Source organism: Flavobacterium oreochromis, from assembly GCF_019565455.1.
Classification (GTDB): domain Bacteria; phylum Bacteroidota; class Bacteroidia; order Flavobacteriales; family Flavobacteriaceae; genus Flavobacterium; species Flavobacterium oreochromis.
In genome coordinates this window covers 628,664-653,832 of record NZ_CP067377.1, presented here as the reverse complement: position 1 = coordinate 653,832, position 25,169 = coordinate 628,664, and the positions used below count along the sequence as shown (strand labels likewise).

Here is a 25,169-nt window from a genome sequence, read left to right as displayed (position 1 = left end):
AAGGACAAAACAATGAAGAAGGAAAAGTAATTAGATGCTCTACTGTAGAGTACGAACAATATTTGCAAAAAAATATCCTAAAAGAGCTACTTTAGCTCAATTTGAAAAATGGTTAAATCCATTAATAGAAAGGCAGAAAAAAATAAATCAGTATTAAACGGAATTATTACAATCCCCATAGTTGTACATATTATACATTCTGGACAAGATGTAGGACAGGCTCCTAATATTGATGATCGACAAGTTCTTTCTCAAATAGAAATCTTAAATAACGATTTTAGGGAAAAAATAAATACACCAGGCTATAATAACCATCCTAGTGGAGTTGATTTAGAAATTCAATTTGCCTTAGCACAAGTAGATCCTGTAGGTAACCCAACCAATGGTATTGAGCGAGTATATTATAATCATTCAAAATGGTCTGAAGACGATGTTAATAATATTGTAAAACCAGAAACATTCTGGGATACATCATTATATTTAAATGTTTGGGTAGTTGATTTTGAAAAATCTGGATTGTTAGGAAATGCACAATTTCCAAGCGTAGCAAATGTACCAGGATTAAATCAAAATGGAGGTCCTGATGATACAGATGGAATTGTAATTAATTATTTAAATTTTGGTTCTAGAGAAAATTATCCCAATGGAATTTACGGAGGATTTTCCTTTGATAAAGGGAGAACTGTTACTCATGAAGTAGGACATTGGCTTGGATTAAGACATATATGGGGTGATGCCTATTGTGGAGATGATTTTTGTGCTGATACTCCACAAGCTCATAATGCCAATTTAGGATGCCCTAAAATTTTAAATTGCCTTGAGACAGGAGATGAAATGGTTCAGAATTATATGGATTATACAGATGATGCCTGTATGAATATTTTTACACAAAATCAGAAAGATAGAATTCGAACCATATTAGAAAACTCGCCTAGAAGAAGGACTATAGTAAGCTCAGAAAAAGAAAAATCTATATTATTATTGGTTAATGATGCTGAGGTAAAAATCGAAAAACAGTTCACAGGAATTACTAATTTATGTATTAATGAGCCTAGAAAAATATCAATAATTAATAGAGGAATTAATGATGTTAATAGCACTTTAATAAAGTATCGTTTTAATGAGGGGACTGTAAAAGAAATTAATTGGAAAGGAACATTAACACCTAATCAGTATGCCCTTATTTCTATTCCTGAAATAGGAGTTGAAAATGATATCTTAAACGTAGAGATAGTACAGATAAATGGGGTGACAGATGCCAGGGGCTCAAATAATTTTGCTAAAGTTAAAATTATTAATACAGCTCAAGCAGAAGCTTTCTTTTATGACGAAGTAAGCTTTGAGCTACAGTTAGATAACAAAGGATCAAATATTACATGGGGATTATCAAATAGCTTAGGTGAAATACTTCATTCTGGCGGACCTTATAGTGATAATGATCCAGCTCTTATTCAAGAAAAATGGACTTTACGTGATAAAGAATGTTATACTTTTGTTATAAAAGATACAAATAAAGATGGATTATGTTGTGATAATGGAGAGGGGTATTATAAAATAGGTTATAAAGAAAATATCATAATTAGAGAAGGAAGATTTTCAGAATCAAGTATAAAAGGATTTAGAATAAAATATTTAGATGACCAAATTATTATAGCACCTAACCCAGTTCATGATCAACTATACTATTTGTTTGGAAGTAAAGTAGGTACAAGTGGCATAGGCAAAATTTTTGACCTAACAGGTAAGCTAATAAAAGAATTCAAGGTAGAAAAGAACGTTACAAATTCAGAAGATGTTAGTTATCTATCATCTGGATTCTATTTGTTTCAAATAATAACAGAAAGTAATTCAAGTTCTATAATTTTTGTGAAAAAATAAAGAGAGGAGATAGCCTCTCTTTTTATTATTTCATTAAATTTGCTCACCAAAATTACAAAAGGTGAAAGTAATTAGCGATTTATCAAATGTTCAATTTTCTAAAAGAACTATTGTAACTATAGGAACTTTTGATGGGGTGCATTTAGGGCATCAAAAAATTATTAAGAAATTACAATCAAATGCTAATGAATTTAATGAAACCGTTGTAATTACTTTTACAAATCATCCAAGAACTTTTCTTAAAACAGATTCTCCTGTTAAACTACTAAGTACCAATGCAGAAAAAATTGAATTGTTAGAAAAATTAGAAGTAGATAACTTATTGTTTCTAGAATTTAATGAAGCGTTATCCAATTTATCTGGAGAAGAGTTTGTTAAAAATATCCTAGTTGATAAATTAAATATTCAAAAAATTATTATAGGGTACGATCATAAATTTGGTAAGAATCGCTCTTCAGATATTCATGATTTAATTCGATTTGGTGGGAAATATAATTTCGATGTAGAACAAATATCAGCAGAGGAATTAAATGAAATAACCATTAGTTCTACTAAAATAAGACAATTTATAAAAGAAGGTTCTATATCATTAGCTAATCAATACCTTGGAAATCCATATAGCTTTAGAGGAAAGGTCGTTAAAGGAAATCAAATAGGAAGAACTATAGATTTTCCTACTGCTAATATTGAAATAGATTCTCCTTTAAAATTACTTCCTAAAGGAGGTGTGTATGTCGTAGAAGTACTTCTGAAAAATAATCTTTATAAAGGAATGATGAATATTGGAAATCGACCTACGATTAATGGACAATTTCTTACTATAGAAATACATTTGTTTGACTGTGATTTTGAGTTTTATGACGAAAACTTAACCGTTATTTTATATCATTATCTTAGAGAAGAACAAAAATTTGACTCATTACACGCCCTTAAAAAGCAATTAGAAGAAGATAAACAACAAGCTATTCTTAAAAAAAATTAAACAATTTTGGTTTTTTGTTAAAACATTTCCCTTTATTTCTTTAAAAATACAATTCTTCACATAGTGTTGTTTTTTTCTTGAATCGTATCTTTTATTATTATTACTTTTGCAGCCGTTTTATTAAAGCTGCAGTTATTAATATTACAAAAAATTTTTTAAATTCAATTGGAGATCAGATACCAGAAAAAACGAGGCGTAACCGAAAAGCCATAAGAGTAGGGTGTTTTATATAGTATTATGAAGAAAAATATAGCAGAATTTATAGGTACATTTTGGCTAGTATTAGGAGGTTGTGGAACTGCAATATTTGCTGCAAAATTTGGAACTGTTGGAGTTGGGTTAACAGGTGTTTCTCTTGCTTTTGGATTGACAGTGTTAACAATTGCGTATTCATTTGGTCATATTTCGGGAGCTCATCTAAATCCAGCTGTTACAATTGGTCTTTGGGCTGGAGGTAGAATCAAAGCAAAAGAAATTTTACCTTATGTAATTTCTCAAATTGCAGGAGCATTATTTGCAGCAGCTGTCCTTTATGTAATCGTAACAGGAAATGGAAGTGTAATTGGTGATTTTGCCGCAAATGGTTATGGTGAACATTCCCCAGGAAAATATAGTATGTTAGCAGCTATATTAACAGAGTTTGTTATGACTTTTATGTTTTTGTTGATAATTCTAGGGGCTACAGATGAAAGAGCTAACACAGGATTTGCAGGAATAGCAATTGGTTTAGCTTTAACTCTTATTCATTTAATAAGTATTCCTGTTACAAATACCTCAGTAAATCCAGCAAGAAGTATTAGTCAAGCGGTATTTGTTGGAGATTGGGCTATTTCACAGCTTTGGCTTTTTGTAGTAGTTCCCGTAGTTGCTTCTTTTTAGCAGGTTCTGTTTATAAGTATTTTAAAGCAGACTAAAATATTAATAAGGAATTATAGGTAGATATTAATGATTGTTTAAGATACAATAGATCTCTTATGTTCCTTTTACTAAGTTATAATGCCTATTTTTATTAGTAGAAATCGTTTTTAAATTTTTTTAAAATATAGATTTAACTAATAAAAATAATATTTCAAATGTTTAAAATTTATTTTTGAGTTATTTATGATAAAAAAAAATACAAAATCGAGGCTAATAAAAGTATATAGTTTTCTTTTTCTTTTTCCCCAATATCAAAAGCTTTTTCTCAAAACGATACCATAAAAAAAATGACAGTTAGTGCTTATGGAGAATTGTATTATAGTTACGATTTTTCTAAGCCTGCAAATCATGATAAACCTAATTTCGTATATAGTCATAAAAGACATGATGAAGTTAATTTTAACCTACTATTATTAAAACTAAATTACAAAGATCAGAACATCAGAGCTAATCTAGGACTAATGGGAGGGAATTACGCAACCTACAATTTGAGTGCTGAACCTACTTGGGCACAATTCATTTACGAAGCAAATGTAGGAGCAAGATTATCTAAAACAAGTAATTTGTGGTTAGATGCTGGTGTTTTGCCCTCCCACATAGGTTTTGGAAGTGCTATTGGAGCAGATTGTTGGACATTGACAAGAAGTTTGATTACAGAAGGATCTCCTTACTATGAAGCTGGAGTTAGGCTATCTTATCAATCACCAAATGAGAAAATTTATTTAGCTGCTTTATATTTAAATGGTTGGCAAAGAATTAAAAAACCAGATTTTATTCAAAGACCATCTTTTGGAGGGCAAATAACTTTTAAACCTAATAAGAAAATACTATTCAATTACAGTAATTTTATTGGTACTGATCAAGCAGACAGTATAAAAGCAATTAGAACCTTTCATAATTTATACATGCAATATGAACCAACTACTAAATTTGGGTTGATTGCTGGATTTGATATTGGATCAGATAAATATGATAAAACAAACTATGGAACTTGGTATGGGCCAATATTAATGGTGAAGAGTCAAATTAATAGAAAAATAACTACTGCATTTAGAGCGGAATATTATAATGATAGAAAGCAAATTATAGTTCCAACCAGTACACCAAATGGTTTTCAAGTGTTAGGATTTTCTTCTAATTTAGATTATGATCTTACTGAAAAACTCAAATTTCGATTTGAAGCTAAAGCATATAATTCAAAAGATCGTATATTTAATAATGATAATAATAACTATTCTGTAACGACAAGTTTAATATTCAGGACCTAACTATAAATAGTGTTAAATTAATTATATTCTGATCGTATAAAAGTTGTTTTATTACCACCTTTATATTAAACGAATTGTGTATTTTTGACCCTTAAATAATCTATTTATGAGTATTACAAGACATAATTGGACTAAAGAAGAAATTATCGAAATATACAATCAGCCTTTGATGGACTTACTTTATCATGCTGCTACTATTCATAGAGAGTATCATGATCCTAATACAGTTCAGGTTTCAACACTATTGTCAATAAAAACAGGTGGTTGTCCAGAAGATTGTGGTTATTGCCCTCAAGCAGCACGTTATCATACTGATGTTGAAGGTAATGATTTAATGAGTGTTAGTCAAGTAAAGGCACAGGCTTTAAGAGCAAAAGAATCCGGTTCCTCAAGAGTTTGTATGGGAGCAGCATGGAGAAATGTGAAAGATGGGCCTGAATTTGATCAAGTTTTAGAAATGGTGAGAACCATTAATAAATTAGATATGGAAGTTTGTTGTACATTAGGAATGCTTACCGAAAATCAAGCACAAAGATTAGCAGAAGCAGGTTTGTACGCATATAACCATAATTTAGATACTTCTGAAGATTATTATAAAGAAGTAATTTCAACACGTGGTTTCGAAGATCGTATTAAAACAATTGAAAATGTACGTAAAACAAATGTAACCGTTTGTAGCGGAGGGATTATAGGTATGGGAGAAAGTATAGAGGATAGAGCAGGAATGTTAGTTGCTCTGTCTACTTTAAATCCTCAGCCTGAATCAGTTCCTATTAATGCTTTAGTGGCAGTAGAAGGAACACCTATGGAAAATGAAAAACCAGTTGAAATTTGGGAAATGATCAGAATGGTGGCTACAACAAGAATTGTAATGCCAGAAACACAGGTTAGGCTTTCAGCAGGTAGAACCCAAATGTCAAGAGAAGGACAAGCTATGTGTTTCTTTGCTGGAGCAAATTCAATCTTTGCAGGTGATAAATTACTAACGACTCCTAATCCAGATGTAAATGAGGATATGAAGATGTTTGACTTGTTAGGATTAAATCCTCAAAAACCTTTTATCAAACTAATGCAACCCAAGACAGTGGAGGCATGTGATTCTGAATATGAATCTTTAGGAGAAAAACCTAAATGGTCTAGACCAGGACACCAAATAGAACGTAATTTGGCAGTTTCAAATAAGAAATAAAGAAAAAAAGCTCCTAATAAATTTTAGGAGCTTTTTTTAATCTTTTTTCTAAAAAAGTAAGTTGATAACAGTAATGCAAAAAAAACTAAAACTAATAAATATTCATCTATTGGAACACCTCCAGGAGGTATTATATTTTTGATGGAGGTGGAGGTGCTGGTGCAACAGCTAAAATAGATTCTGTTGCTAATATTATAACCAATAGAAAAGCGTTGTATTGATTTTTTTCTTTCATATATCGTAAATATATAAAAAAAAATAAGTTGCAAAATTATTTGCAACTTATTGTAAATTAATTTTCTAAGTTCTTAATTAGCTCTTTTATTTTGATTTCCAATTCTTCCGCTAATTCTGGATTATCCTTTATTAAAGATTTTACAGAATCACGTCCTTGGCCAAGTTTTGTTTCACCATAACTAAACCAAGAACCTGATTTTTTTATAACTTCAAATTCAACAGCTAAATCTAGTATTTCTCCTGTTTTTGAAACTCCTTCTCCATACATAATATCAAATTCTGCAGTTTTAAAAGGAGGAGCCACTTTATTTTTAACTATTTTAACTTTAGTTCTATTACCTAATACATTTTCACCATCTTTAATTTGCGAAGAACGACGAATATCTAGACGTACTGACGCATAGAATTTAAGCGCATTACCACCTGTAGTTGTTTCAGGATTTCCAAACATTACACCTATCTTATCGCGAAGCTGATTGATGAAAAATACAGTACAATTAGTTTTGCTAATAGTAGCTGTTAATTTACGTAATGCTTGTGACATTAGACGGGCATGTAATCCCATCTTAGAATCGCCCATATCTCCTTCAATTTCACTTTTGGGAGTAAGTGCGGCAACAGAGTCTATTACTACAATATCTACAGCTCCAGATCGAATTAAACTTTCTGCAATTTCTAAGGCTTGCTCACCATTATCAGGTTGTGAAATGATCAGGTTATCAATATCTATCCCTAATTTTTCGGCATAAAAACGATCAAAAGCATGTTCTGCATCTATAAAAGCAGCAATTCCGCCAGCCTTTTGAGCTTCTGCTATAGCATGTAGTGTAAGGGTAGTTTTACCTGATGATTCAGGTCCAAATATTTCAATGATACGCCCTTTTGGGTAACCACCAACTCCTAAAGCAAGATCAACTCCAAGAGACCCTGAAGAAATAACTTCTACTTCTTCTATTGCTTTGTCTCCCATTTTCATCACGGTACCTTTCCCGTATGCTTTATCTAATTTATCTAAAGTAAGCTGTAAAGCTTTTAGTTTAGCTTCTTTTTCTGAACTCATTTTTTTGAATTTACAGTGTTAAATATTATAAATGCTTTGTAATAGCTTCAACAATTTCTTTGAATTCTTCGTCAGATAGTTTTACCTTATTAGTAAAACGAGCGTCATCCATTATGTTTAGAGGAATTAAGTGTACATGAGCATGAGGAACTTCTAGACCAATAACGGTCATACCTACTCGCTTACAAGGAATCGCTTTTTCAATTGCAGTAGCAATTTTTTTTGAAAAAACCATTAAGCCTAAGTAGAGCTCGTTATCCATTTCAAAAATCTTGTTAACCTCTTTTTAGGGATGCAAAGTGTGTGTCCTTTAGCATTTGGATTTACATCTAAAAAAGCTAAATATTGATCATCTTCTGCTATTTTGTAGCAAGGAATTTCCCCATTTATAATTTTTGTAAAAATAGAAGCCATTGTAATATATGATTAGTCTCTAGTAATTTCTAAAACTTCAAATTTCAAAACACCATTTGGTACTTTGATCTCGGCAATCTCACCTACTGATTTTCCAAGTAAACCTTTTCCTATTGGGGAGGTAACAGAAATTTTATTTTTCTTTAAATCTGCCTCGCTTTCTGCAACTAACTGGTAAGTTAGCTCCATTCCATTAGCTTGGTTTTTTATTTTAACGTTAGATAAAACTAATACTTTTGATAAATCTAACTGAGATTCATCAATTAGGCGAGCATTTGCATATAGCTCTTCCATTTTTGCAATTTTCATCTCTAAAAGACCTTGTGCTTCTTTAGCAGCATCATATTCGGCATTTTCTGATAAATCACCTTTATCACGAGCCTCTGCAATAGCTTCAGATGCTTTTGGACGTTCTACAGATTTTAAATATTCTAATTCTTCTTTTAACTTTTTTAATCCTTCTGCTGTATAATAAGATACTTTATTCATAACATCATTGTATTGTATAAATAGAAAAAATCCCATTGTAGCGGGATTTCTCGCAAAGATACTATTTTTTATTCAGTTAGTAATTTAATTGATTGATTCAACGTTATACAAATGTAAATAATTTAAATTTGTTGCAAAAAAAATCAAATAAAAAGGATGAAAAAATATTTTTTAATAATTATTTTAATCTTTGTTTTTGCATGTGATAAGAACAATGTTGTTAATAATACAAATCCTTATTTAGGGAACAATAATTTTTCAATAGATATAAACCTTTCTTTGCCTTCTTATAATAAGCTTAATTATCCAGGTGCTCCTTTGCTTATCACTATTCCTGGAGTTGGTATTCAAGGTGTTATTGTTATGAGAACAGGTGCGTCAGGAGATTTTGTTGCTTGGGAAGCAAGTTGTCCTATTCAGTATCCAACCAATTGTTCAAAATTAACTATAAAAGGAATTAATGCACAATGTACGTGTGATAATAATGAGTTTAATTTGTATACAGGAGATGGAGGTAAACAATATCCTCTGAAAAGATATAATGTTGAAAATTTAAACGGAGTACTTAGAATTTATAATTAATTTTTTTTTACCACTTTTTTTTCGAAATTTGTAAGGTATGAAGTTTATATTTGAAGATTTATTAGCTTATTTGAAGTTTTTTATAAAAAGAAACCCCGAATGAGTTTTAATGTGAAGTTAGTTTTTAATTGTTGGGTTTTATAATTAAAAATATATTTTTTAAAATGGTCTAATTAACACATTATATGCAATGCCTATATATCACAAATTAGGAAAAATTCCTCATAAGCGTCATATACAATTTCGTAAAGAAAATGGCGATTTATATTACGAACAACTTTTTGGAACTATTGGATTTGACGGTATGTCAACTAATATGTATCATGAGTACAGACCTACTATGGTAAAACAAATAAAGGGGCAGTATTCCGTAGCACCTAAGATTGCAAAAGCAAATAATATTCAATCTTATCGTTTGCGAGGTTTTCAAGTGCCTCCTCAAGATGATTTTTTAGAAAGTAGGAAAATTGTTTTAACAAATTCAGATTGTCATATTGTTCTGGCAGCCCCTAGAAAATCTACGACAGATTATTTTTATAAAAATACTGATTCTGATGAAGTTATCTTTATTCATAAAGGAACTGGTAAATTAAGAACCATGTTAGGTAATCTAGATTTTAAATATGGTGATTATTTAGTTATTCCTAGAGGTATGATATATAAAATAGACTTTGATACCGAAGAGAATCGTTTGTTTATTGTAGAATCTAGAAGACCTGTATATACTCCAAAACAATATAGAAATTGGTTTGGTCAATTATTAGAGCATTCTCCTTTTTGTGAACGAGATATTCGTAGACCTGAAGAATTAGAAAGTCATAATAAAAAGGTGATTTTTTAATTAAAATTAAAAAGAAGGATGAAATTTTTGACGTAATATATGCTTCGCATCCATTTGATGTTGTAGGGTATGATGGTTATAATTATCCATATGCTTTTTCTATTCATGATTTTGAGCCAATAACAGGACGTATACATTTACCACCTCCAATACATCAGACGTTTGAAACAGATGCTTTTGTTATCTGTTCATTTGTTCCAAGATTATATGATTACCATCCACAGTCTATTCCTGCTCCATATAATCATAGTAATATAGATGCAGATGAAGTTTTGTATTATGTTGATGGTGATTTTATGAGTCGTAACGATATAGAGGCTGGTCATATATCATTGCATCCAGCAGGTATACCACATGGTCCTCATCCTGGAGCTGCTGAAAGGAGTATAGGTAAAAAAGAAACCTTAGAATTAGCTGTAATGGTTGATACATTTAAGCCTTTAATGGTTACAGAAGAAGCTATGCAAATTGCAGATGATAAATATTACCAGTCCTGGTTAGAATAAAGTTTAAGTAACTAATAAAATTAAATAATAAAAATATTAGCGTTCTTTCAAAATTTATATTTAAATAGGATAGTAAATTTAATAGAATGACTATAAGTATAATATAAAAAATATGGCACAAGAATTAAAATCAGTAGAATACGGATTAGAAAAAATATTTGAAGGAGCTCAAGATTTTCTTCCAATTTTAGGTACAGATTATGTAGAGTTGTATGTAGGGAATGCGAAACAAGCAGCTCATTTTTACAAAACGGCTTTCGGTTTTCAGTCTTTAGCATATGCAGGTTTAGAAACAGGTGTAAAAGATCGTGCATCTTATGTGTTAAAACAAGATAAAATTCGTTTAGTCTTAACCACCGCTTTAAATAGTAATTCCCCTATTGGAGAACACGTAAAAAAACATGGAGATGGTGTTAAAGTAATTGCTCTTTGGGTAGAAGATGCTCACTCTGCATTTGAAGAAACAACTAAAAGAGGAGCAAAGCCATATTTTGAACCTGTTGTTGAAAAAGATGAAAATGGAGAAGTTGTTCGTGCAGGGATTTATGGTGCTTATGGAGAAACGGTTTTTGTTTTTGTGGAAAGAAAAAATTATAACGGAGTTTTTATGCCAGGATATAATGAATGGAAATCAGATTATAATCCAGAGCCAGTAGGGTTAAAATATATAGATCATATGGTCGGAAATACAGGATGGAATCGTATGAATGAGGCTGTAAAATGGTTTGAAGACGTTATGGGGTTTGTTAATTTTCTTTCTTTTGATGATAAGCAAATTACTACTGAATATTCAGCATTGATGTCTAAAGTTATGTCAAATGGAAATGGTAGGATAAAGTTCCCTATAAATGAGCCAGCTCACGGTAAAAAACGTTCTCAAATTGAAGAGTATTTAGATTTTTATGAAGATGAAGGAGTGCAGCATATTGCAGTTGCTACTGATGATATTATTAAAACAGTTGCTGATATGCGTGCAAGAGGAGTAGAGTTTTTAACCACGCCTCCGCAAGCTTATTATGATGCAATTCGAGCGATTAAAAGATCATATGTCTAAATTTAAAGAAGATATTAATGAGCTTCAGAAATTAGGAATTATGATTGATGCTGATGAAGAAGGGTACTTGTTGCAAATATTTACTAGACCTGTTGAAGATCGTCCAACTCTGTTTTTTGAAATAATTCAAAGAATGGGAGCGAAAGGATTTGGAGCAGGTAATTTTAAAGCCTTATTTGAGTCTATTGAAAGAGAACAAATGTTAAGAGGTACTTTGTAGTTAGTAATATTCTTTAAAATAAAAGCAGAGGTTGTTTTTTATATCTCTGCTTTTGTTTATTGTAGCAGTATTACATTTTTAAATAGAAATCTTGAGTTAACTGACTGTATTTTTCAGTGTAATTATGCCTTGAATATTCTATTATTAATTCATCTATTATTGGTTCTTGTTCAATACGTGTGAAAGCTATTAAACTTCTTTTTATTTCGGATTTAGGAGTTCCTTTTACTCGTGTAATTTGTAGGGGGTATAATGAGCGTTCTAAGCATAGAGTTTTGATTTTACTTTCTTCTGAAAAAGGAATAATAAGAGAGAAAATACCATGATCTGAAAGAAAAAAATCAGCGGCTTCAATTAATTCCTCAAAAGGGAGAGCATCTTCAAAACGAGCTCTGTCGCGAGACTCCTCATTGCTTTTATAATCAGTAGTATAGAATGGAGGGTTTGATACAATTAGGTCATATTCTTCGTCTACTTCATCTACAAACTCATCTAGTCCAGCATGATAGCAATAAAGGCGATCATTCCAACGAGAATGTTCGAAATTGTCTACACATTGCTCATAAGCATCGTCGTCTATTTCTAGAGCGTCTATTTGCTCTGCTTTTGAACGTTGTGCTAACATGAGGGCTATTAATCCAGTGCCACTACCTATGTCTAAAATAGAATAAGGGTTGTTGAAAATAGGTGTCCAAGCACCTAATAAAACGCCATCTGTGCCTACTTTCATAGCGCAACGATCTTGTTTAATCCTAAATTGTTTAAACTCAAACATGATTAGATATTGTATAAAAAAAGATTGCAGGTTGCTACAATCTCTTAAAGGTATAATCTGAAAAAAATTATTGAAAATTTTATTTTAAATAAAGATCAACCAGTCCTTCCGGAGTGTTTAAAGTGATAGTTTTATCGTTTCGATTTAATTCTACGATAAATTCGTCTATCATTGGAACTAAAATTTCAATATCCTCTTTTTGATTTCAAAAAGAGGTTGAGCTGCGCTATCATTAATAGCTACTATGTTGCCAATATAGCCTAGACGTTGATCTAAGACTTTATATCCTATTACTTCATGGTAGTAAAACTTATTACCTTCTAAAGTAGGTAACATAGATAAAGGTAAGTAAACTTCTTTGCCTATTATTTCATTAGCTTCTTCTTCAGAGTTTATATCTTCAAATTTTACTTTCAAAAAGGTGCCTTTATGGAGCTGTGTTTTCTCTATAAAAAAAGGAACCAAGTCTTTGTTGGTCACAACAAAGACTGATTCCAAATCTTCATACATTTCAGGCTCATCTGTATCTAAGTAGATCAAGACCTCGCCCTTGAAACTAAATTTTTTAGCGATTTTACCTAAATAGAAACAATCATCTTTACGCATAAGATCGCTAATTATAATTAAGCTTCAGTTTCTTCGTTGTTAGTTTCTTCTACAACTGGTGCTTCTTCCGTAGTTTCAGCAGCTTTAGCAGCTTCTGCTTGAGCAGCCATACGTTTTTCGTTAGCCTCTTTTTCAGCTTTTAACGCATCAGCTTTAGCATCAGCTTTAGACTTAGCTAAACCATCTTTTTTAGCGTTAACTTTAGCCGCTTTTTCTTCTACCCAAGCTGTGAATTTAGCTTCTGCTTGTTCAGGAGTTAATGCACCTTTACGAACACCACCTTCTAAATGGTGTTTCAATAAAGCACCTTTGTAAGAAAGAATCGCTCTTGCAGTATCAGTAGGTTGAGCACCGTTGAATAACCATGTTACAGCTTGATCAACGTTTAAGTCGATAGTTGCAGGGTTAGTGTTTGGATTGTAAGTTCCTATTTTTTCTAAGAATTTACCATCTCTTTTTGAGCGTGAATCCGCCGCTACAATCCAGTAAAAAGGTTTTCCTTTTTTACCATGTCTTTGTAATCTAATTCTAACTGGCATAATTAATTGGATTAAATTGAGGTTCCCGACCTCGGTTATTTAAGGCTGCAAATATACAGATTATTTTGGTTTTCAAAGCTCTAAAAAAAAAATGTTTTCTTTTTGAAAATAGATCAATACATATTGAATTAATATCTGTTACTTTTGTGTTTTATAAAATTGAAAATGAGAAATATTACATGCCTTTTTTTGCTTTCATTGTTTGGAATCTCTTGTCAAGACGATGTTGCTTTTAATGATCCTGCGTTTCAAGTTACTATAGGTAATAGTTTGTGGAAAGCGAATAGTAAAATAGCTAAAATAAATTCCGCAGGAATATTGACTTTGGAAGGGAATTCGTCTACTCATAATTTGAAACTTCAAATTAATAATAGTGAAGTAGGGACTTATCCATTAGGTACAATTAATCAAAATGGAATAGTTATTTATACAGGTGTTGGTCAAAATACAGAAAGTTTTTCTACAGGAATAGGGAAAGGACCTGTTAGTCAAATGGAAGTTGTTAATAGAGGTACAGGATATCTTGCTGGAAATATAGTGAGTGTTTCAGGAGGATCGGGTAGTGGGTTGAAGGTGAATATAGAAGTAGATTCAAAAGGTCTGATTTCTGAAGTTGTTTTGGCAAATCCTGGAAAAGATTATAAAGTAGGGGATTTAGTTACTGTTAATGGCGGTAATAATGATGCTCAACTTAAAATTGATCGAATAGCTAATAGTGGTGGTCAAATTGTTATTACTGAAAATACAGGGGTAACTATTTCTGGTACTTTTACATTTACAGCTTTTAGTACTAGTTCAGGTTTAACTATAACTGGTAAGGAAGGTGTTTTTTATAAAATTCCTCTTTCAAAATAAAATTTGTATATTAGTATTGTTAAGTAGTTAAGTAGGATTTTTTTGAACTATCAAACTAAATGATTATTAAATACTTAAAACAATTAAGGTTTTTTGTTTAGGGTTTTTTGAATAAATTGTTTTTATAAAACGTTTTTTAGAATATATTTGCTATTAAATAACATTTGTTGTTGGTTTTTGTTTGTAATATCACAACAGATGATTTTTGGGATTTCCAAAATTATGTAATTAACTTAATTATTAAAGAAATGATTAAAAAATTTATGTTATTAGGAGCAGTAGTTTTGTCATTAACTACTAATGCTCAAGATTCAAAAAGAGGATTTTATTTGAAAGCAGGAGGATCTTATTTTATTCAAACGGTTCCAACTAATTTTCCAGTAGTTAACGGGTATGCTCCAGTAAGTGAGTCAAATGTTAATGGTGTTAAAACAACAAGATTAATTTCAGGATCTTTTGGTGAAGGTTTTAGAACTAATTTAACTGGAGGTTTTCGTTTTACAGAGCGTTTAGGCGTTGAAATGGGAGTTCATTATTATCAGAGTAATGCTAAAACAATGTTTGAAAGAGAGACAATAGTAGGTCCTGCTTATTATAATTTAAGTGGAAAAGGTACTGTTAGAGCATTAGATTTATCTCCTTCATTAGTATTATATCTAGGAGAAGTAAATAAGTTTGAGCCTTATACTAAAGTAGGTGTTATAGTTCCTGTTTATGGTCATTTAACAATTGAAACTAAAGGAGTTGGGAATATTCCTAATAATCCACAGATTAATAGAACAGATGTAGTAAAACCTCAACCAACATTAGGCTTTATGGCAACAGTTGGTACATCGTATAAAATTACTAATAATTTATCTGCATTTGCGGAAGTTGAATATCGTAATTTTACAGTAAAAGGGAAAAACAAAGAAGTTACTGTTTTTGATGTTAATGGTGTAAATGTGTTACCAAGTTTGCCTTATTCAGAAACACATTCTAATTACGTTGATACATTAGACGCTAGTTCTAATACAGGAACTAATACTTCTATAGCAAAAGATGAATTAGCTTCTTATGTTAGTATCAGTGGTGTTGGTTTGTCATTAGGTATGCGTTACAATTTCTAGTTAATTATGGTCTTTAAAAAAAAGAGCTACTTTTAAAGTAGCTCTTTTTTTTTGAATGATTTCTATTTATTTTAGTTATAGGGTTATTTTAATTAATAATATTGAAGTGTGTTTGTAATTAAAATAAAGTATTAAATTTGTGTAACAATTAAAAAGATAGAACATGGCATTAGCAATTACAGATGCTACATTTGATGAAGTAGTATTACAATCAGACAAACCAGTTTTAGTAGATTTTTGGGCAACTTGGTGTGGGCCTTGTCGTATGGTAGGTCCCGTTATTGATGAGATTGCAACAGAGTATGAAGGGAAAGCAGTAATTGGTAAGGTAGATGTAGATGCCAATCAAGAATTTGCTGCAAAGTATGGTGTACGTAATATTCCTACTGTTTTAATTTTTCAAAATGGAGAAGTGGTAGGTCGTCAAGTAGGTGTAGCACCCAAAGATGCTTATACTAAAGCAATTGATGCTTTATTATAATAAAATATTAAGAGAGTATTTAAAAGGTCTAACAAATGTTAGGCCTTTTTTTGTGATATTCTGTATATTTGAGTTATGAATTTAGAAACTCAAATAAAAACTATCTCTAGTTTTCAGCATTTAGAACTCTTAGCTAATCAGATAGTAGAGGGATTTATATCAGGTATGCATAAATCCCCTTTTCATGGTTTTTCAGCTGAATTTGCAGAACATAAAATATATAATTCAGGAGAAAGTACTAAGCATATAGATTGGAAGTTATATGCTAAAACAGATCGATTGTATACAAAGCGTTATGAAGAGGAAACGAATTTGCGTTGTCATTTAATTCTAGATAATTCTTCTTCTATGCACTATCCATTGCTTAAAAAAGATCAGTTGTTTTATCAGAATAAAATAGGTTTTTCTGTTTTAGCATCTGCTGTTTTGATGAATTTGTTAAAGAGACAACGTGATGCTGTAGGGTTAAGTGTTTATTCAGATCATTATGAATATTATGCGCCAGAAAAAGGAAGTGAACGACATCATAGGATGTTATTAGATAGATTAGAGCGTCTTTTGATAGATAAACGCGCTTATAAAAAGACAGATACTATTAAATATCTTCATCAGATTGCTGAAAAATTACATAAGCGCTCTATGGTTGTACTTTTTACAGATATGTTTCAGATAGAAGACGAAGATCGTTTATTTAAGGCATTGCAACATTTAAAATATAATAAGCACAAAGTGGTGGTTTTTCACGTGATTGATTATAAAACGGAATTTAATTTAAGTTTTGATAATCATCCTAGAAAATTTGTTGACTTAGAAACAAATGAAGAGGTTAATTTGTTTGGAGAAGGAATGGGCGAGCAATATCAAAAAATGATGACTTCATATTTTGAAAGAATACAAAATACTTGTTCTATGTATAAGATAAAATATGTTCCTGTTTCTATTGAAGGAAAATTTGAAAAAATAATGACATCTTATTTGGTTGAAAAGCAGGGGTTTATTTGATTTGATTTAAAAAAATAAAAAAAGACTGTTTTTTTCTTGTAAAACAAAAAAACAGTTGTATATTTGCACCGCAATAACGCACAAGGTTTGGTAGTTCAGTTGGTTAGAATACATGCCTGTCACGCATGGGGTCGCGGGTTCGAGTCCCGTCCAGACCGCGAAATTGGGATATTTTTTAGAAGCGCTCTTCGGAGCGCTTTTTTGCCCAAAAAAGATTTTAAAATTAGTTGTGTTGTTTAGTTCCGAGTAAAATCGGAATGGTTTAGTAGTTAGACCAATGAAAAGCTTTCCGTTTAGGGGAGCTTTTTTTATTATAACACCTTAAGGAAGGTCTGTTTTTGGGGATCAATACGGATCAATACCAAAAGTTGTGGAGGAACTCAAATTACGCATATAAATTAGTTAGTCTAAAAAGGAAGAATTCTATATTTCTCACTTCTCTAAATTTACTTCTAAATGCTTTTATTTTTGCATTGAAAGATTCAAGGTGTTCTAAAAATATGTAGTTTGCCATTTTAACCAAAGGTAGAAACCAAGAATTCTGCTTGAATAGGTGAAACAAATTACATAATATTAATTATGGAATCCTCCTTTGGCTAGAGTGACAAGTAATGTGTTGAATTTTTACTTTTAGACAGCCTTGTTATAGTTAAAAAAGTTTTAATCGTTTGATAGAGGTCTAATAAACTTTCTTTTTATTTTATAAGATTATTAAAAATGTTTTTTATTTCTTCAGAGGAAGGTCTTGGAGCATCAATATTTATGATTTTTCCATCTGGATCTATCAATATAAATCTAGGTATTCCATTAACAATATATGCTTTTATAAAATCAGAATTCCAATCTTGATCAGCTATTAATTGAGTTCCTCCTAATTGTTTTTCTGTTACAAATTTTTTCCATTTATCATGGTCTTTTTGTGAATCAATAGAAATACTAACAAATTCAATATTCTTACCATGAAAATGCTTCTCTAATTTTTTTAAATATGGTATTTCAGCACGACAAGGACCACACCAAGTGGCCCAAATATCAATATATACATATTTTCCTCTAAAGTTTTCAAGTTTTGTTGTTCCTCCTTTGTGGTTTTCATAATTAAATGTGGGAGAAATAGTGCCATTTAATTTTTTTAATTTAAGAGATTCTTTAATGTATTCTAACATTTCTTTTAATTCTGACTCAGTGTGTTTTTTAAATGAAATAATAAAAGGTTTGGGTAAGTCGTTTGTTATTAAAGAAAAAGCTGTTTCTTTTATTTTGTTCATTTTAGCAAGTAACTCATTTTCGTTAGAAGAATTTGTTAAGTCTTCATAATAATTATCATCTTGAGCTGCTAATTTTTTTGCTAGGAAATTATTTTCTTTGGCATTTGTTCCTGTGTAAACTAATGATTTTTTAAAATTATTATAATCTGATATGCCGGTTAAATGATGATCTTTTTTAAGTAAACTTCAGTGTGTTTGTCAGCCAGTTTTAATATGTAAAAACCTTCTTTTGCTGCTAATTTAGATTTAAAATCTCCATTTTTATCAGCAATAATCCACTTGGAAAAATCATGATTTATAACTAATAAAGAATCAGTAGGGCTGTTTTTTACTTTAAAAGTAAGGTTCATTTGAGCCTGAAACGTAATACTTGTTAGTGTAAGTATTCCTAAAAAATATTTTTTCATTGTATGAATTTTTGAAATTTAATTGTTAACTACACAAAAATATTTTTTTGTTTACGAGTAGGTTTAAAAATAATGTTAATTTGTGAGTGAAGTAAAAAGAAAATATCTTATAAAATAGTATTTTTGCATTCAAATTTTATAGCAATGTTTAGAAGTCATACTTGTGGCGAATTAAATGCGTCACATATCAACACAGAAGTGACCCTTGCAGGATGGGTTCAAAAATCACGTGATAAAGGTTTTATGATATGGCTTGATTTACGTGATCGTTACGGAATTACTCAGTTGATTTTTGACGAAAGCCGTACTGATAAGTCGGTAATGGAGTTAGCTAAAACGTTAGGTCGTGAATTTGTTGTTCAAATCAAAGGAACTGTAATTGAACGCGAATCTAAAAATCCTAATATAGCTACAGGTGATATTGAAATCTTGGTAAAAGAACTAACGGTTTTAAATCAAGCACAATTACCTCCATTTACTATTGAAGATTATACAGATGGAGGGGAGGAATTGCGTATGAAATATCGTTATCTAGATATTCGTCGTAATCCAGTAAAAAATAGCTTATTATTTCGTCACCGTGTCGCTATGGAAGTAAGGAATTATTTATCAAATCAAGGCTTCTGTGAAGTAGAAACTCCTTATTTGATTAAATCTACTCCAGAAGGGGCTCGTGATTTCGTAGTGCCTTCACGTATGAATCCTGGTCAGTTTTATGCGTTGCCACAATCACCGCAAACATTCAAACAATTGTTGATGGTAGGTGGAATGGATAAATATTTTCAAATCGTGAAGTGTTTCCGTGATGAAGATTTAAGAGCTGATCGTCAGCCTGAATTTACGCAAATAGATTGTGAAATGGCATTTGTAGAGCAAGAAGATATTTTAAATATGTTCGAAGGGCTAACACGCCATTTGTTAAAAAGAAGTAAAAGGAATAGAAGTAGATAAATTTCCTAGAATTACTTATGACTATGCAATGAAAACGTATGGTAATGATAAACCAGATATTCGTTTTGGAATGGAGTTTGGGGAATTAAATGAGATAGCACAACATAAAGAATTTAGCGTTTTTAACTCTGCAGAATTAGTGGTAGGTATTGCAGTACCAGGTGGAGCTTCATTTACTCGTAAAGAAATTGATGCTTGGATTGAATGGGTAAAACGTCCACAAGTAGGAGCATCAGGTATGGTATACTGTAAATGTGAAGCTGATGGTACATTTAAATCTTCTGTAGATAAATTCTATGATCAAGAAGATTTGAAAAAATGGGCGGAAGCTACTAAGGCTAATGCAGGTGATATTATTTTTATATTATCAGGGTCGGCAAATAAAACACGTGCACAATTAAGTGCATTACGTATGGAATTAGCAAATAAAATGGGATTACGTAAACCAGATGAGTTTGCCCCATTGTGGGTAGTAGACTTTCCATTGTTAGAATGGGATGAAGAAAACAGTCGTTACCATGCTATGCATCACCCATTTACATCGCCAAAACCAGAAGATATTCACTTAATAGAAACGGAGCCAGGGAAAATTAGAGCTAATGCGTATGATATGGTATTAAATGGAAATGAAATAGGAGGAGGTTCTATTCGTATTCATGATAAAGAATTACAAGCAAAAATGTTTGAATTGCTAGGGTTTACTAAAGAAGAAGCGGAAAACCAGTTTGGGTTTTTAATGAATGCTTTTCAATATGGAGCACCACCACACGGAGGTTTAGCATTTGGTTTAGATCGTTTAGTAGCTATTTTAGGAGGACAAGAAACGATTCGTGATTTTATAGCATTCCCTAAAAATAATTCAGGACGTGATGTAATGATCGATGCGCCTTCAGTTTTAGACGATAAGCAGTTGGAAGAATTGTATATTAAGGCTAATCTTATTAACTAATGCCATTTTTGTAGGTTAACATAAACTTAAAAGAAGATTTATGAAAGCTAAACTAACATTACTTTTACTTTTATTATTCTCTTTTTCTTTCAAAGCTCAGGAAAAGCAAGTTGTTAATAAGATAATTTCTTTTTACAAAAAAGAGAAATTGAATTAGCTAAAAAAAATGGGGCAAGTTTAGATTATGAGAAAAGTCTCAAAGGAAAGCGAAAATTTGTACTTCGTGAAATTGATCTAAACAATGATAATAAAAAAGATTATTTCGTTTTTTTTAATGAAGATTGTGGAAATGGAGGTTGTTCTGCTTTAGTGTTAGATTCTAAACTAAACGTTAGAGGAAATTTTACTTTAGTTGGTTTACCCATTATAGTAAAAAAGAACAAATAAATGGGTGGAATACACTAAATATTGAATCAAAAGGTATGCGTAAAGTTATATTTAATCCTGTTGCAAAAAGATATGGAGCATTAGGAATTGCTAATGAAAAACTTCTTACAAAGCCTTATGAAAAAGTGAAAGGAGATCAAATTATACTTGAATTGCCAGATAGTGAGACCTATAGTAGCTTAAAATCTTTTATGTATTAAATGTAATTTCTGTTTTTTTAAATGCTATTAAAGTCAAATGTGTTTTGAAATAGTTTATTCATGCAAAATCAACTTTATCAAATTTTTAAAGAGCACGAACTTTTTGAAAAAAGTATAGAGTTAAAGCGTAATGACTTTTTAGTAGAAAAAGAAATTATTGATACTAATATATACTTTATTGAAGACGGAAGCCTAAAAATTTCCGTCTTTAATAAACATGAACAAATTATTCGTTTTGGATATAAAAATAACTTTATCGTTACTTTAGATTCCTTTATTTCTGAAAAACCTACTGAATTTTATATTCAAGCCATTAAAAAAACGACTGTTTTAGTTACTTCTAAACTAAGATTTCAAAAATTTATACAAGCTGATATTCTACACTTTCAATTATGGAATAGAATATTAGAAGACTTAATTCTTCAACAAATAGAAAGAGAGAAAGATTTGCTTTTAACTACTTCTAAAGAACGCTATTTAAAAGTTTTGAAACGCAATCCGAATGTTTTTCAGGAAATTCCACATAAACTAATTGCTAATTACCTAAGGATGTCACCTGAAACCTTATCAAGATTAAAAAGTCTTGATGTATATCAAGAAAAATTAGAAGAATAAATAGGAGATTTGTAGTAATTATAATTACTATGAAAACAACTACTATCAATTTAATTAATGAGTTAAAGGAACAAGTTCAAGATCATATAAATTATGTTTTAATTTTAAAAAGACAAGAGCTGTATTTTTTACAACATCGAAATTCAAAGACTTCTTGGAATATTTTAGAATGTTTAGAACATTTAAATCTTTATGAAGACTATTATTTACCTGAAATAGAAAGAATAATTTCTAAAAGTACCTCTAAACCTAAAATAAATTATACTTCAGGTTGGTTGGGAAATTATTTTGCAAACAGTATGTTAGTTGCTAAAGGGATAAGTAAAATCAAAACTTTTAAAGATAAAAACCCTCTAGGAATATCCTTAGATATATCTACAATTGATAGGTTTTTAGAACATCAAAATCAACTATTACATTTATTAGAGAGGGCAAAAGAAGTAAATCTTGAAAGAGAAAGGATAAAGATTAGTATAGTTCCTTGGTTAACGATACAATTAGGTGATATTTTTCGTTTTATTGTCAATCATGATGAGCGCCATATTGCTCAGGCTCAAAAAATAAATCCATAAACTTTTGAATATAAGACTTTGATATCTCGGTAAAAAGTCTATCTTTGATAATTATTAATTTTTTATTTTTTTTAAAATGCTAACAGGCAAAGTGAAATTTTTTGTAGAGTCTAAAGGTTTTGGATTCATTACAAACGACGAGACTGGATCAGACATCTTTGTTCACATTACTGCAACAGGTGGTAAAGAACTTAAAGAAGGACAAAAAGTTTCGTACAACGAAGAAGACGGACGTAAAGGTAAAGTAGCTACTAATGTAGTTGTTATCGAATAATATATATTATTTTAGATTACCGAATGTTACACCGCTCCTTTCGGGGCGGTTTTTTATTGTCTGTTTTTAAAAAAATACTGTACTAAGAAGTGCGTAAGTTATAATTTTATCTCTTTTTTTTAAAAAAATCTTTCATTAAACGAGTGCATTCATCTTTCATAATATCCGATACGACTAATGTCTTAGGATGTAATTTAGCTCCCATTGTTTTATATCCTCTTTGTTCGTCAGATGCTCCATAAACAATTTTTGAAATTTGGCTCCAATATAGGGCACCTGCACACATCTGACAAGGTTCTAGTGTAACATATAAAGTACAACCTTTTAGATATTTTCCTCCTAAAAAATTTGCAGAAGCAGTTATAGCTTGCATTTCAGCATGTGCTGTAACATCATTTAGCATTTCAGTAAGATTATGACTTCGTGCAATCACCCGATTGTCTACAACAATTACAGCTCCAACAGGGATTTCACCTTTGTTAAAAGCTATCTCTGCCTCTTGTAAAGCTTTTTTCATAAAATATTCGTCAGTAAATATGTTTTCCATAAAAGCAAAAATACAATTTTGTAATGATTTTTATCTAGAGCTACTAAAGTTGTGATCATAACCTCTTGAAGTGTTAAAGCTTATCTAAATATTGTACTAGAAGATTTGATGGAATTAAAATAATTTATTTTAAAAACTTAACTTTGCTTTTTATGAAAAGTAAAATGTTAGAATCAATATATTCTCCTTCAGATTTAAAAAAAATAAAAATTTCACAATTACCTTTATTAGCAAAAGAATTGCGTGATTTTATAATTACCATTATTTCACAAAAAGAAGGTCATTTAGGAGCAAGCTTAGGAGTGGTTGAATTAACAATTGCTTTGCATTATGTTTTTAATACTCCGGAAGATTTATTAGTTTGGGATGTTGGACATCAGGCCTATGGACATAAGATTCTAACAGGAAGGAAAGATTTATTTCATACTAACCGAGATCTGAATGGTATTTCAGGTTTTCCTAAACGTTCTGAAAGTGAGTATGATGCTTTTGGAGTAGGTCATTCTTCTACTTCTATTTCTGCAATCCTAGGAATGGCTATGGCTTCTAAAATAAAAGGAGATATAGATAGACAGCATATAGCTGTCATTGGTGATGCTTCTATAGTTTCAGGAATGGCTTTTGAAGCATTAAATCATGCAGGTGATACAGATGCTAATATTTTAGTTGTATTGAATGATAATGCTATAGGTATTGATCCCAGTGTAGGGGCTTTGAAAGAGTATTTAACATCTATAAAAGAAGGAAAACTCCATACTGAAAATAATATATTTAGAGCTTTAAATTTTGATTATTCAGGTCCTATTGATGGACATGATATTGAATTGTTGATTTCTGAATTTGAACGATTAAAAAAAATAAAAGGACCTAAGATCCTACACGTAATAACGACGAAAGGGAAAGGATTACAATTAGCAGAACAAAATCAGGTAAAATATCATGCGCCAGGTAAGTTTGATCCTGAAACAGGTAAAATATATCCAAAAGAAGAAGAAGGATTACCTCCTAAATTTCAAGATGTTTTTGGGAAAACATTGGTAGCGTTAGCTAAAAATAATGATAGAATTATAGGAGTAACTCCAGCTATGCCATCAGGTAGTTCAATGAAATTTATGATGGAAGCTTTTCCAAAACGTGCTTTTGATGTAGGTATTGCCGAGCAACATGCAGTAACCTTTTCCGCAGGTATGGCAACACAAGGGATGATTGTTTTTTGTAATGTATATTCTACTTTTTTACAAAGAGCGTATGATCAAGTTATTCATGATGTAGCGTTGCAAAAGCTGCCCCTTATTTTTTGTCTAGATAGAGCAGGTTTTGTAGGAGAGGATGGGGCAACTCATCATGGTTTATATGATATTGCATATTTAAGTTGTATTCCTGATCTTATCGTTGCGGCACCCCTAAATGAGATAGAACTCCGAATATGATGTATACTTTTCAATTAACTCTTGATAAACCTGTAACCATTCGTTATCCAAGAGGTAGAGGATTTATTGAAAATTGGGAACTGCCATTTGAAAAGATAGCAATTGGGAAAGCACTACAATTACGTAAAGGGAGAAAAGTAGCCGTTTTATCTACAGGAACTATTGGTAATAATGTAATGAAAGCTTTTGATAAGTTAGAGACAGCTTTTTTTTCATATTATCATTTCCCCTTTGTTAAGCCTTTAGATGAGGTTGTTTTGCATGAGATAGCACAAAATTATACTCAAATTATTACCGTTGAAGAAGGGTGCCTTAATGGAGGATTTGGATCCCTTGTAAGTTCATTTTTTTTAGAAAATAATTATTTAATTCCTATAAAGAAAATAGGAGTGCCAGACGAATTTATAGAGCAGGGTACAGTTCTTGAATTACATAAAATAAGTAGAATTGATTCAGAAAGTCTCTGTGAGTTATTTAAATTATATATGTAAAGAAACGGTTTAAAAAGTTTATGAGTTTTTCGGCGAAACTAAAAAAATATAAAGTTTTATATAGAAATGAATA

Annotated in this window: 20 protein-coding genes, 1 tRNA gene and 7 pseudogenes; 19 read left to right on the top strand and 9 right to left on the bottom strand. The window is 30.8% G+C overall.

The features are described from left to right. The first annotated feature begins 108 nt into the window (after window positions 1–108). The 5 genes and pseudogenes from JJC03_RS03160 to bioB all read left to right on the top strand — a co-directional run bounded on the left by JJC03_RS03160 (window position 109) and on the right by bioB (window position 6,235). On the top strand, window positions 109–1,878 hold the full coding sequence (locus tag JJC03_RS03160; protein ID WP_235873965.1) for a M43 family zinc metalloprotease: 1,770 nt from the start codon (window positions 109–111) through the stop codon (window positions 1,876–1,878). A gap of 61 nt (window positions 1,879–1,939) precedes the next feature. Continuing rightward, a complete protein-coding gene (locus JJC03_RS03155) occupies window positions 1,940–2,860 on the top strand; it encodes a bifunctional riboflavin kinase/FAD synthetase (protein ID WP_235873964.1) in 921 nt (306 codons plus the stop codon). A gap of 237 nt (window positions 2,861–3,097) precedes the next feature. Next, a pseudogene (gene aqpZ / locus JJC03_RS03150) lies at window positions 3,098–3,774 on the top strand (aquaporin Z). Window positions 3,775–4,065: 291 nt separating this feature from the next. Next, window positions 4,066–5,046, top strand: coding sequence for a porin (locus tag JJC03_RS03145; RefSeq protein WP_235819331.1), 981 nt, complete (start codon window positions 4,066–4,068; stop codon window positions 5,044–5,046). Window positions 5,047–5,152: 106 nt separating this feature from the next. Beyond that, window positions 5,153–6,235, top strand: coding sequence for a biotin synthase BioB (gene bioB / locus JJC03_RS03140; protein ID WP_088397650.1), 1,083 nt, complete (start codon window positions 5,153–5,155; stop codon window positions 6,233–6,235). Between the two features lie 292 nt (window positions 6,236–6,527). Here the strand turns inward: bioB and recA are convergent, their stop codons facing one another. The 3 genes and pseudogenes from recA to greA form a co-directional block, all read right to left on the bottom strand. Next, complete coding sequence (recA, locus tag JJC03_RS03135) at window positions 6,528–7,532, bottom strand: recombinase RecA (protein ID WP_014166107.1); 1,005 nt, start codon at window positions 7,530–7,532, stop codon at window positions 6,528–6,530. Window positions 7,533–7,557: 25 nt separating this feature from the next. Continuing rightward, window positions 7,558–7,946, bottom strand: a pseudogene (locus JJC03_RS03130) (HIT family protein). A 12-nt stretch (window positions 7,947–7,958) separates the two neighbouring features. After that, window positions 7,959–8,435, bottom strand: coding sequence for a transcription elongation factor GreA (gene greA / locus JJC03_RS03125; RefSeq protein WP_235874329.1), 477 nt, complete (start codon window positions 8,433–8,435; stop codon window positions 7,959–7,961). Window positions 8,436–8,591: 156 nt separating this feature from the next. On the opposite strand from greA, the gene JJC03_RS03120 reads away from it, so the two are divergent. The 3 genes and pseudogenes from JJC03_RS03120 (at window position 8,592) to hppD (ending at window position 11,638) form a co-directional block, all read left to right on the top strand. Next, a complete protein-coding gene (locus JJC03_RS03120; protein ID WP_088444436.1) occupies window positions 8,592–9,017 on the top strand; it encodes a Rieske (2Fe-2S) protein in 426 nt (141 codons plus the stop codon). Between the two features lie 190 nt (window positions 9,018–9,207). Beyond that, window positions 9,208–10,364, top strand: a pseudogene (locus tag JJC03_RS03115) (homogentisate 1,2-dioxygenase). Between the two features lie 112 nt (window positions 10,365–10,476). After that, window positions 10,477–11,638, top strand: a pseudogene (gene hppD, locus JJC03_RS03110) (4-hydroxyphenylpyruvate dioxygenase). A 70-nt stretch (window positions 11,639–11,708) separates the two neighbouring features. On the opposite strand, the gene JJC03_RS03105 reads toward hppD, so the two are convergent. From JJC03_RS03105 to JJC03_RS03095, 3 genes and pseudogenes are all read right to left on the bottom strand, one after another. Then, the gene (locus JJC03_RS03105; protein ID WP_088397643.1) at window positions 11,709–12,413 is read right to left on the bottom strand and encodes a tRNA1(Val) (adenine(37)-N6)-methyltransferase; all 705 of its coding nucleotides are present in this window, start codon (window positions 12,411–12,413) and stop codon (window positions 11,709–11,711) included. Between the two features lie 79 nt (window positions 12,414–12,492). Next, a pseudogene (rimM, locus tag JJC03_RS03100) lies at window positions 12,493–13,019 on the bottom strand (ribosome maturation factor RimM). 17 nt (window positions 13,020–13,036) lie between these two features. Then, complete coding sequence (locus JJC03_RS03095; RefSeq protein WP_088397641.1) at window positions 13,037–13,558, bottom strand: 30S ribosomal protein S16; 522 nt, start codon at window positions 13,556–13,558, stop codon at window positions 13,037–13,039. A gap of 165 nt (window positions 13,559–13,723) precedes the next feature. On the opposite strand from JJC03_RS03095, the gene JJC03_RS03090 reads away from it, so the two are divergent. The 5 genes from JJC03_RS03090 to JJC03_RS03070 all read left to right on the top strand — a co-directional run bounded on the left by JJC03_RS03090 (window position 13,724) and on the right by JJC03_RS03070 (window position 17,163). Further along, a complete protein-coding gene (locus tag JJC03_RS03090) occupies window positions 13,724–14,413 on the top strand; it encodes a DUF6252 domain-containing protein (RefSeq protein WP_088397640.1) in 690 nt (229 codons plus the stop codon). Between the two features lie 248 nt (window positions 14,414–14,661). Continuing rightward, window positions 14,662–15,522, top strand: a complete 861-nt coding sequence (locus JJC03_RS03085; protein WP_088397724.1) for an outer membrane beta-barrel protein — start codon at window positions 14,662–14,664, stop codon at window positions 15,520–15,522. A 163-nt stretch (window positions 15,523–15,685) separates the two neighbouring features. Continuing rightward, window positions 15,686–16,003: a thioredoxin gene (gene trxA / locus JJC03_RS03080; protein ID WP_088397639.1), complete on the top strand. Its 318-nt coding sequence runs from the start codon at window positions 15,686–15,688 to the stop codon at window positions 16,001–16,003. A gap of 75 nt (window positions 16,004–16,078) precedes the next feature. Next, the gene (locus JJC03_RS03075; protein ID WP_088444432.1) at window positions 16,079–17,005 is read left to right on the top strand and encodes a DUF58 domain-containing protein; all 927 of its coding nucleotides are present in this window, start codon (window positions 16,079–16,081) and stop codon (window positions 17,003–17,005) included. A gap of 84 nt (window positions 17,006–17,089) precedes the next feature. Next, a tRNA-Asp gene (locus JJC03_RS03070) sits at window positions 17,090–17,163 on the top strand. A 537-nt stretch (window positions 17,164–17,700) separates the two neighbouring features. Here JJC03_RS03070 and JJC03_RS03065 read toward each other — a convergent pair. Beyond that, window positions 17,701–18,273 (bottom strand): TlpA family protein disulfide reductase, encoded by a 573-nt coding sequence (locus JJC03_RS03065; RefSeq protein WP_235873962.1) that lies wholly within the window; start codon window positions 18,271–18,273, stop codon window positions 17,701–17,703. A 158-nt stretch (window positions 18,274–18,431) separates the two neighbouring features. Further along, window positions 18,432–18,680: a hypothetical protein gene (locus JJC03_RS03060; RefSeq protein ID WP_235873961.1), complete on the bottom strand. Its 249-nt coding sequence runs from the start codon at window positions 18,678–18,680 to the stop codon at window positions 18,432–18,434. A gap of 144 nt (window positions 18,681–18,824) precedes the next feature. Here JJC03_RS03060 and aspS point away from each other — a divergent pair. The 5 genes and pseudogenes from aspS to JJC03_RS03035 all read left to right on the top strand — a co-directional run bounded on the left by aspS (window position 18,825) and on the right by JJC03_RS03035 (window position 22,628). Continuing rightward, window positions 18,825–20,580 (top strand): annotated as a pseudogene (aspS, locus tag JJC03_RS03055) (aspartate--tRNA ligase). Between the two features lie 422 nt (window positions 20,581–21,002). Then, on the top strand, window positions 21,003–21,167 hold the full coding sequence (locus JJC03_RS03050) for a hypothetical protein (RefSeq protein WP_235873960.1): 165 nt from the start codon (window positions 21,003–21,005) through the stop codon (window positions 21,165–21,167). A gap of 60 nt (window positions 21,168–21,227) precedes the next feature. Continuing rightward, entirely contained in the window at window positions 21,228–21,782 is a 555-nt protein-coding gene (locus JJC03_RS03045; protein ID WP_088397634.1) for a Crp/Fnr family transcriptional regulator, read from the top strand. Window positions 21,783–21,811: 29 nt separating this feature from the next. Then, complete coding sequence (locus JJC03_RS03040; RefSeq protein ID WP_088397633.1) at window positions 21,812–22,354, top strand: DinB family protein; 543 nt, start codon at window positions 21,812–21,814, stop codon at window positions 22,352–22,354. 76 nt (window positions 22,355–22,430) lie between these two features. Further along, a complete protein-coding gene (locus JJC03_RS03035; protein WP_014166123.1) occupies window positions 22,431–22,628 on the top strand; it encodes a cold-shock protein in 198 nt (65 codons plus the stop codon). Between the two features lie 106 nt (window positions 22,629–22,734). Here JJC03_RS03035 and JJC03_RS03030 read toward each other — a convergent pair whose 3' ends face one another. Continuing rightward, window positions 22,735–23,175 (bottom strand): nucleoside deaminase, encoded by a 441-nt coding sequence (locus JJC03_RS03030; protein ID WP_088397632.1) that lies wholly within the window; start codon window positions 23,173–23,175, stop codon window positions 22,735–22,737. Between the two features lie 152 nt (window positions 23,176–23,327). Here JJC03_RS03030 and JJC03_RS03025 point away from each other — a divergent pair. Further along, window positions 23,328–25,096: pseudogene (locus tag JJC03_RS03025) on the top strand (1-deoxy-D-xylulose-5-phosphate synthase). Window positions 25,097–25,169: the final 73 nt, after the last annotated feature.